Origin of the sequence: Arcicella gelida (genome assembly GCF_034931025.1) — a bacterium.
In the GTDB taxonomy this organism is placed as follows: domain Bacteria; phylum Bacteroidota; class Bacteroidia; order Cytophagales; family Spirosomataceae; genus Arcicella; species Arcicella gelida.
The window spans coordinates 63792-72806 of record NZ_JAYGIL010000033.1 but is presented as its reverse complement, the minus strand read 5'-3'; the positions used below and the strand labels follow the sequence as shown (position 1 = coordinate 72806).

Genomic DNA, 9015 nt, shown 5'->3' with positions numbered 1-9015 from the left:
AAATAGATTTTCTTTAATAAAGTTTTGCTATTCGACAAACTTAAAATGCTTTGCATTTTTGCAATGTAACATTGCAGTACACAACGACGTAGTGAAACACTACGCCGAGCGAGGGTAATAAATAAAGTAATAAGCTAATTTTCTGGGTAAACGAGTATCTTGTTTTCATGTTTCTTTTTGTTTAGAGTAAACCAATAATTTAATTGAATAGATAATGAATTTGAAGTTACTTTAGCTGGATATGTTAAACCTGTAATAGGTGAGGTATTACTGTCCCTTATATCAGAGATGCCTAAATTGTACTTCGCATTCACGGAAATTGGCAATTTTAAGTATGATTGTAAACTCAAGTCCGCAGCCGCCAGAAATCCCCAATTAAAAGAACTATAGTTTATGATAGTCCCATTTTCACATTTACAAGAATCGTTCCCTAAACTTTTCGTTGTAATGTATGGTGTAAGTATCTTGCCTAAAAATACTCCTGCTCCAAGAGAAAGGCTTCCAAATTTCAAATTTATGAATTTGAGTTTTGAATTGATGGTTAAATCCGTCTGAATAAATGGGAAAATAAAATCATCTTGATATAGCTGTGGATTCCCGCCAAATGGATTATAATATTTACTCGTACGACCAATAGTTACAAAATCGGTCTGTAGTTTAAACTTGTAGTTTGAATTGATATTTTTTACAACTGCAAATCCAAAAACTGGTCTTATCAATGTTTGATTCGTAAATAATCTATTAGTTTTTCCATAGTAAGAAGTTATAGCTCCAATTTCTGGACTAATTTCCCAACTTGATTCAATTTTATCTTGTGAGATACCCGTTGAACTTATTGTGAATAAGAGAATTATTGACAGAAGTAACCTGCTTGTTTTCATGTAAAATATAGGTCAAAATGAGATTGATAAAAGAATTTTTAGAGTGGAAAATAAATGTATAATTCTCAATTCAAAGGGTGGTATTTCTATACGTCAGAGCTCGTTGAAAAGTTATATTGTCGAAGTACAAGACATTTTATCATTCTTTTAAAATACACACAAGATAGTTGAATAATGGTAGCAAATAAAATCAATTAACTAACATAAATATATCATGAAGTTTAATTCATTCATAAAAAAAATCTTTTCATCTCTCAAATATTCGATTTCAAGTATTCTATTGTTGTTTTTGATACTAGTTATTTATGACTTTATCTCAACAGGTAATTTTAGCTGGAATACGATATTACTATTTGTTATAATTTCGATAATATTCTATGTATTCTACCGAATATTCAGATTGTTTAACGAGTAATTATGCTCATTCCCACGCTGGTCTCAATAAGAATAATGATATAAAATAAACCTTAATAGGTTATACTCGTTTACTGAATATGACCCAAAAATGTAACTTCTATGAAACCTAGTACTCTATACTCATTACTTATCATATCCATTCTTTCTGCATGTAAACCTGATTCAGTAATAACGGAAGAAACACCTGTTTAAATTATCACAGATGAGATTTCCCCCGCTTGGCGTAGTGTTTCACTACGTCAGAGTGTATAGCAATGTTACATAGCAAAAATGCAAGGCATTTTATAAGTTTTTCTAACCAAACTTTTTAGGGTATGCCACCCTCGCTGGTCTAAGTATTTTTTTACTTAGACCCAAAATAAATGCAGTTTCTGACTGCAAAGTACTCCATTCTCTCAAAACAAAATCCCCTCACAATCCACCGCCACATCAATATCCAAATATCTAAAAGTATTGATTAAACATACTTTCTGAAAAGTAGTAAGGTCGCTTGCTTGGATGATTCTTTCTTTTACTAATCCTTTGTCTAATAATTGTTGTCGGCGAGTGCCTTTTAGCAGTGGTGTTGACGGCACAAACCATTGGCTTCCATCATAAAAAGCCAAACAGGCAATGGTGCAATCTGTTATCAAACCATTTTGTAGAATAATTACTTCATCCACTTCCGGGTTTTGTTGAAGTAAATCGCCAAATACTTGTCGGTCAGCATATTTGTACGAGTAATCAATGCTTGGGACAGTTACTACTTTTAGCTTTGTAATATTTTTAAAAGTATAAGGAGCAAAAGTAATTTCTTGAATCTCGCTTTCGTAAAGTACTCTACAACGCACAATTCCTTCACAAAAATCCGCAGGAATTTGGATGATTTCTTCCAAATTCAAAGCCTCTTCTATTTGAAATAATGCTTTTCTGGAAGCGTTAAATCGCTGATTATGGTATTCGATATGCTGAAATTTTCCGTCTTTGATTTGTATGGTTTCTAATAATTGCATAGCTTGTAAACATCTGTTCGTCAATCAAACCCAAAGATATGAAACATCTGAATGATTTATTGTTACTCGGCGACCCACGTTTGTATGAAGTTTGTGAACCTGTTAGCAAAAAAGAATTACCTTTAGTAAAAGAATGGGTGGCGGATTTGCATAATGTGATGGAGGAAATCAGGGCGAAGTACAATTTTGGTAGAGCCATCGCTGCTCCGCAACTGGGCATTATGAAAAGAGTAATTTACATGAATATTGATAAACCTGTGGTTTTTATCAATCCTGTTTTTGAAAATCTAAGCGAAGAAAGGTTTGAAATGTGGGACGATTGTATGAGTTTCCCCAATCTTTTGGTAAAAGTAAAACGCCATAAATCGCTAACGATACATTATTTAAACGAACATTGGCAGGAACAATCTTGGCACATGGAAGACGCTTTATCGGAATTACTCCAGCACGAATATGACCATCTGAACGGAGTACTTTGCACCATGCGAGCGGTTGATGATAAAGCTTTTAAGTGGAGAACTTCTTGAATTTTGAATTTGGAGTGCTGAGTGAGGAATAATTTATTGTCATCCATCGCCTCTTAGTTAGTGAGTTTTGAATGCGGAGTGAGGAGTGTAAAAAATATTCAGCACTCCGCACTCAAAACTCATCACTCTATAGTGTTGGGTAGTCAATAAATCCTTCGTCTCCAGGAGTATAGAAAGTATCTCCATTTGGAACGGCTAATTCAGCTCCTTGTTTCAAACGTTCTACTAAATCTGGATTTGAAATAAACAAGCGACCAAAAGCAATTAAATCTGCTGCACCAGAAGCTAAATCTGCCTCCGCACGAGCAACATCGTATCCACCAGAAAGAATCAATGTTCCTTTAAAAGCTTTACGAACATTATCAATTACCGTCTGAGAAACTGCTGGTGCGCCCATTGATTCATGGTTTACCAAATGTGTATAAACAATGCCAATTTCATTTAATTTTTCAGCAATGTATTGATAATCAGCATCAATTGTATCCCAAATTTCTACATCATTAAATGCTCCGTAAGGAGAAAGACGCACGCCAACTTTTTCTTTTCCAATCGCTTCAACTGTTTGAGAAGCAATTTCTAGCAAAAATTTAGCACGACCAGTAATATCTCCGCCATACTCATCTGTACGAATATTTGATTTTGTATTGATAAACTGGTCAATCAAATAGCCATTTGCTCCGTGGATTTCAACACCATCAAAACCTGCTTCAATCGCATTTTTTGCTGCTTGTACGTATTCGGCAATTGTTAATTTGATTCCTTCAATAGTTAAAGCCAAAGGTGTTGGTTGTGCTTGCATTCCTTCGGTATCAGTCCACATTTGTCCTGCGGCAGCTATTGCCGAAGGGGCTACGATAGAAGAACCTGCTGGCATATTTGCTGGATGCGATACACGTCCACAGTGCATCAATTGAATAAATATTTTTCCACCTTTTGCATGAACGGCATCCGTTACGTTTTTCCAGCCTGCAATTTGTTCAGCCGAGAAAATACCCGGAATACGAGCATAGCCCAAACCATTTGGCGAAGGTGAAGTACCTTCTGTAATGATTAAACCTGCCGACGCACGTTGTGTATAATAAGTAGCGATTGATGCAGTAGGAATGTTTCCGATAGCTCTTGAGCGTGTCATTGGAGCTACAACAATATGATTGGCTAATTCAATGTTGCCAAGTTTGGCAGAAGAGAATAATTTAGAACTCATAATGATATTTTTAGATTGTTAACATATCGAAACTTTTCGATATGTTAACAATCTAAAAACGTTTAAGAAAGTTCCTGAAAGAAAGCTGAAAGTTTTTTAAAATTTTCTCTGTTCAAAGAAATCTTATGAAACTTCCCTTCTTTTTTGGATTCAACTAATTCGCTTTCAATCAATATTGCTACATGATGCGAACAAGTAGATTGAGAAAGACCTATCAATTGTTGAACTTCCCCACAATACATCTCTCCTTTTTGAGATAATGTCAATAGAATTTTCAGGCGATAACTATCCGCTATCGCATTGGTGGTTTTTTCAACAAAATGAGAAATCTCTTCTTGCATATTTTGTATTTGTGTAGTCTGTATAAAATAAAAACGATGTTCTTAGAAAAATTTATAGCGCTGTATTTTAAATTCAAAATTCATAACTCAAAATTCGTCACTATTAATTTACTTCTGCCATAAAAATACCAGAAGTAGCATCTTGTTTGAACGATTTCATAATCCAACCTCCGCCAACTACGTCGTCGCCTTCGTAGAAAACAGCCGCTTGTCCTGGTGCAATTCCAGAAACTGCTTCGTGAAAATGAGCTTTTATTTTGTTGCCTTCTTGCCAAATGGTAGCTGGAGTACCAGCATCTTTGTAGCGTACTTTAGTAATCGTTTCAATCGGGTTTTCGATTGAAGCATATTTTGATAAATTCAATTGTCCAACCACCATGCCGTCTCTTTCTAAATCTTTATCACGACCCAATACTACTTCGTTGGTTTCTTTTCTAATTTCTGTTACAAAAGCAGGATAACCCAAAGCGATACCCAAACCTTTTCTTTGTCCGATGGTATAAAATGGATAACCTTCGTGTTTGCCAAGAATTTTTCCGTCGGTATCTAAAAAGTTTCCACCTTTTACTCTTTCTTCCAAACCTTCTACTCTTCTTTTGATAAAACCTCTGTAATCGTTGTCAGGCACAAAACAGATTTCATAGCTTTCAGATTTATTCACCAAATCCATAAAACCTCTTTCTGTTGCCATTTCTCGGATTTTGGCTTTCGTCAAATGTCCTAAAGGCAATTTGGTACGAGCCAAACTTTCTTGCGAAACGCCCCAAAGTACATAGCTTTGGTCTTTCCAAGTATCAGCACCTTTAGAAATAATATGTCTGCCGTTTTCTTCACGAATATTGGCGTAATGTCCTGTTGCAATAAATTCACAATCTAATTTATCAGCTCTACGCAAAAGGGCATCCCATTTGATGTGCGTATTGCACATTACACAAGGGTTAGGCGTGCGTCCTTCGATGTATTCACCTGTGAAGTAATCAATTACGGCATCACCGAATTCGTTTCTAATATCTAAAATATAATGTGGAAAGCCCAAAGAAACGGCAACGTTTCGGGCATCATTGATGGAGTCTAAAGAACAGCAACCTGTTTCTTTTTTTGTTCCGCCCGAAGAGGCATAATCCCAAGTTTTCATCGTCATTCCGACTACTTCATAACCTTCTTCGTGTAGCATTACTGCTGCTACCGAACTGTCGATACCGCCGCTCATGGCGACTAAAATTCTTCCGTGTTTGCTCATTGCACTGCTCAGGTTCAAGGCCTGACGTTTAAAAATATAAAAAAGTTATCTGTGTAACTGTTATCAGTATATCAGTATTTTAAATAAAATTCGGATAACTATTAACTGATAACCGATAATAACGCTACAAATTTACAATAATATTCAACATCATTTCTGATTTTTTGGTTCTGGATAGAAAGCTTGGTAGTTTTGTGGGATTTTAGGATTTGAAGACTTTAAGACTTGAAGATAGAAGAAGCAAGATTAAAGACTCAAGACCAAGTGATAAAAAATCAGCAGAAATCAGCGAATTTTATTACTGAAAATTTGCAAGTAAAAAGAAAAACATATCAATAAAAGCTTCGAACTAAAATCCGATGTTAAAGCTGACATCTGATAACCGAAATCCGAAAGCCATATAAATTATGCTTAAAACAACTGTAAAAGTATCAGCCCTAAATAATCTTTCTGACGCACGTTATTGTGCTGGAATGGGTGTTGATTTGTTAGGTTTTTCGATGGATGAACTTGACTTTGAAAAATTCAAAGAAATGCGTGGCTGGCTGGCTGGCGTACAAGTAGTTGGAGAAACGGATTCAACTGATGTATCAAAAATTATTGAATTAACAGAAAACTATCAACCAGATTATTTACAAGTAAGTGCTTGGGAGAATTTGGCTGAAATTCAAAGAATTGGTTTACCTATTATTCTGAAAGTAGATTTTGCTACGGCAAATCTTCCTGCTTTGTTTCAAACTACGAAAGGAATGGTTGAGTATTTTTTATTGGAAAACTCTGATGAATTTGGTGTGATTGATGACGCAACTTTGAGTCAAATTGATGCTTGGTCGTTTCAATATCCAATCTTATTAGGTTTTGGAGCGAAAGAATCAAATGTAAATGACCTTTTAGAACAAACCCAATTAAAAGGATTTGCCCTAAAAGGAAATGAAGAAATCAGACCAGGTTTTGGAGATTTTGATGAGTTAATGAACATTTTGGAAGTACTTGAAACGGATGATTAAGGTTTCAAAGTAAATTTATCATCTCTATGATTACTTACTTTGAAAGAAAGGTACACTCCCATACCTAATAACATAATGGATACAATTGCTAGTGCCATAATTGTAGATTTTTAAGGTTAAAAAAGGTTTATTTCTGAAAATAAATACGTAAAAACGTACTCATTAGATTTAGATTAATACCCGAAAATAATTGAAAGCTATTGATTTTCATCAAATTCCTTAGAAATTGTATCCATTAATTTATTAAACGGTAAATTATTATCTAACCAATTGATTTTCAGCCCATCATTTTCCATTTTCCTGAAGTAAGTCATCTGTCTTTTGGCGAATTGACGAATGGCTATATTAAGTTTTTCAACCATTATTTCATAAGAAATTTCTTCCTTTAAATATTGCGTTATAAACTTATACTCTAGTCCATAAAAAATAAGTTTTTCGGCAGAAATACCCTTCGATAAAAGTGTTTGTACTTCTTCTATCATTCCATTTTCTAAACGATAGGTTAATCGTTTTGTAATTCTTTCTCTACGCAGTTCTGTAGCTGGGTTCAAACCAAAAATTGTAGCTTTCGGAATAATTTGTGGAGTAATTTTAAAGGTGGGATTGTTTTTCAAAAAAAGATTAATTTCTATGGCTCTGATTAATCTTTTCTTGGTTGAAGTATCAGATTTTTCAGAATAAATACTTTGGTTTTCTTCAAAAATCTCTAACAATTCCTCGGTAGATTTTTCAAGTAATTGTTCTCTCAAATTCAAATCTATCGGAATTGCGGTAAATTCATAACCTTTCAAAACGGCATCTAAGTACATGCCTGAACCTCCGCAGAGTATTGCTCTTTTCCCTCTTTGAATAATATCAGTATAAGCTTTCTGAAAATCTTGTTGAAATTGATAAATGTGATAGCTTTCGCCAGCGTCTATGATGTCGATTAAATGGTAAGGAATTTTCTTGCCATCAATAGTGTATTCATCCAAATCTTTACCTGTGCCAATATCCATTCCACGATATACTTGTCTGGAATCAGCACTGATGATTTCTCCATCAATCTGATGAGCCAATTGTACTGCTAAATGTGTTTTGCCACTCGCAGTTGGACCAAGAATAACGATTAAAGACATTTTTTTAGCTTTTGGATTTCGGTCGTCGGATTTCGAATTTGTTTTAGCTTTTGTTTTTCTGTTGTCGGCTTTCAGATGTTATTTTAACTTTCAGCTTTAGTTTATCTAATCTTGATTCCCTCTTCAATTATCATAAGAATGAAAGCTGATGACCGATAGCCGAAACCAATTGGCTACATCAACAATCGCCAAATGGCAGAAAGAAAAATTCCCAGAATGGCAAATGGTGTAAGTACTTTCCAAGTGAGATACATCAGTTGGTCAACACGTAAACGTGGGAAAGTCCAACGAATCCACATTTGTACAAATACTCCTACATAAGATTTTGCAATCAACCAGAAAAAGCCCCAAATAGCACCCGACCAAGTATTAGGTTCGCCAGAAGTCCAATCGGCTAATTTCAGAAAACCAATATTGGGGAAAGGCGTATTCCAACTTCCTAAGAAAAGAATCGCTCCTAGAATACTCACTAAAAGCATCATGCCGTATTCCGACAGAAATACCAAAGCCCAACGCATCCCAGAATATTCTGTGTGAAAACCGCCGACTAATTCAGATTCTGCTTCGGGTAAATCGAAAGGAGCTCGATTACATTCCGCCAAAGTAGCAATAAAGAAGATAATATAAATGGGAAAGAAAAAGGGAACTCGAACGATATTCCAAGTCAAGAACCCTCCTACTTTTGAAACATCAATGTCTAAAAATTTCAGACCAAATAAGTAATTGGTTTCTTCGGTATAAATTCCTTGTTGTAAACTAATTTCTTGCAAATTTAGGCTTTGCGAAATCATCGCCACACAGATAACAGTTAAACCTAAAGGTACTTCATAAGAAACAATTTGTGCCACAGAACGCATCGCACCAAATAATGAATACTTATTATTTGAAGCCCAACCAGCCATTAAAATACCAATAATATCAATTGAAATCACAGCCAATAAGTAAAACAAACCAACTTCTGCTTGTGAACCTTGAAGGTACTCGCTTGGACCCAAAGGCAATACGGCGAATCCAGCAAAAATGGCTACGAAAATAATACAAGGAGCAATCAAGAAAAGGCGTTTGTTCGCCAAAGCTGGCACAATATCTTCCTTTTGAAGTAATTTTATTAAATCGGCAAGAACTTGTAGCAAACCATATTTCCCAACTTCCATCGGACCCAAACGGTCTTGCATGAAAGCTGATACTTTCCGTTCTGCATATACACCAACTACAACATTGGTCAATACTAAACCCAGACAAATCAGTAAGGCTATATACATTTTTGAATATACTTATTGAATTTGAA

The 9015-nt window shown here is 35.1% G+C and carries 9 protein-coding genes; 2 read left to right on the top strand and 7 right to left on the bottom strand.

Translation table 11 applies throughout. The features are described 5' to 3' along the window. Positions 1–134: 134 nt before the first annotated feature. Both VB776_RS20450 and VB776_RS20445 read right to left on the bottom strand, forming a co-directional pair. Positions 135–881 (bottom strand): hypothetical protein, encoded by a 747-nt coding sequence (locus tag VB776_RS20450; RefSeq protein WP_323698727.1) that lies wholly within the window; start codon positions 879–881, stop codon positions 135–137. 812 nt (positions 882–1693) lie between these two features. Continuing rightward, positions 1694–2290, bottom strand: a complete 597-nt coding sequence (locus VB776_RS20445) for an aminotransferase class IV (RefSeq protein WP_323698726.1) — start codon at positions 2288–2290, stop codon at positions 1694–1696. Between the two features lie 38 nt (positions 2291–2328). On the opposite strand from VB776_RS20445, the gene VB776_RS20440 reads away from it, so the two are divergent. After that, positions 2329–2817: a peptide deformylase gene (locus VB776_RS20440; RefSeq protein WP_323698725.1), complete on the top strand. Its 489-nt coding sequence runs from the start codon at positions 2329–2331 to the stop codon at positions 2815–2817. A gap of 127 nt (positions 2818–2944) precedes the next feature. Here the strand turns inward: VB776_RS20440 and VB776_RS20435 are convergent, their stop codons facing one another. The 3 genes from VB776_RS20435 to mnmA all read right to left on the bottom strand — a co-directional run bounded on the left by VB776_RS20435 (position 2945) and on the right by mnmA (position 5602). Beyond that, entirely contained in the window at positions 2945–4021 is a 1077-nt protein-coding gene (locus tag VB776_RS20435) for an alkene reductase (protein ID WP_323698724.1), read from the bottom strand. A 62-nt stretch (positions 4022–4083) separates the two neighbouring features. Further along, a complete protein-coding gene (locus tag VB776_RS20430; protein ID WP_323698723.1) occupies positions 4084–4362 on the bottom strand; it encodes an ArsR/SmtB family transcription factor in 279 nt (92 codons plus the stop codon). Between the two features lie 103 nt (positions 4363–4465). Beyond that, a complete protein-coding gene (gene mnmA / locus VB776_RS20425) occupies positions 4466–5602 on the bottom strand; it encodes a tRNA 2-thiouridine(34) synthase MnmA (RefSeq protein ID WP_323698722.1) in 1137 nt (378 codons plus the stop codon). A gap of 407 nt (positions 5603–6009) precedes the next feature. Between mnmA and VB776_RS20420 the strand changes: the two genes are divergently transcribed. Beyond that, positions 6010–6609 carry a beta/alpha barrel domain-containing protein gene (locus VB776_RS20420; protein ID WP_323698721.1) on the top strand — a complete coding sequence of 200 codons (600 nt, stop codon included), beginning with the start codon at positions 6010–6012 and terminating at the stop codon, positions 6607–6609. Between the two features lie 197 nt (positions 6610–6806). Here the strand turns inward: VB776_RS20420 and miaA are convergent, their stop codons facing one another. Further along, positions 6807–7727 (bottom strand): tRNA (adenosine(37)-N6)-dimethylallyltransferase MiaA, encoded by a 921-nt coding sequence (miaA, locus tag VB776_RS20415; protein WP_323698720.1) that lies wholly within the window; start codon positions 7725–7727, stop codon positions 6807–6809. Positions 7728–7900: 173 nt separating this feature from the next. Next, positions 7901–8989, bottom strand: coding sequence for a complex I subunit 1/NuoH family protein (locus VB776_RS20410; protein WP_323698719.1), 1089 nt, complete (start codon positions 8987–8989; stop codon positions 7901–7903). Positions 8990–9015 lie beyond the last annotated feature (26 nt).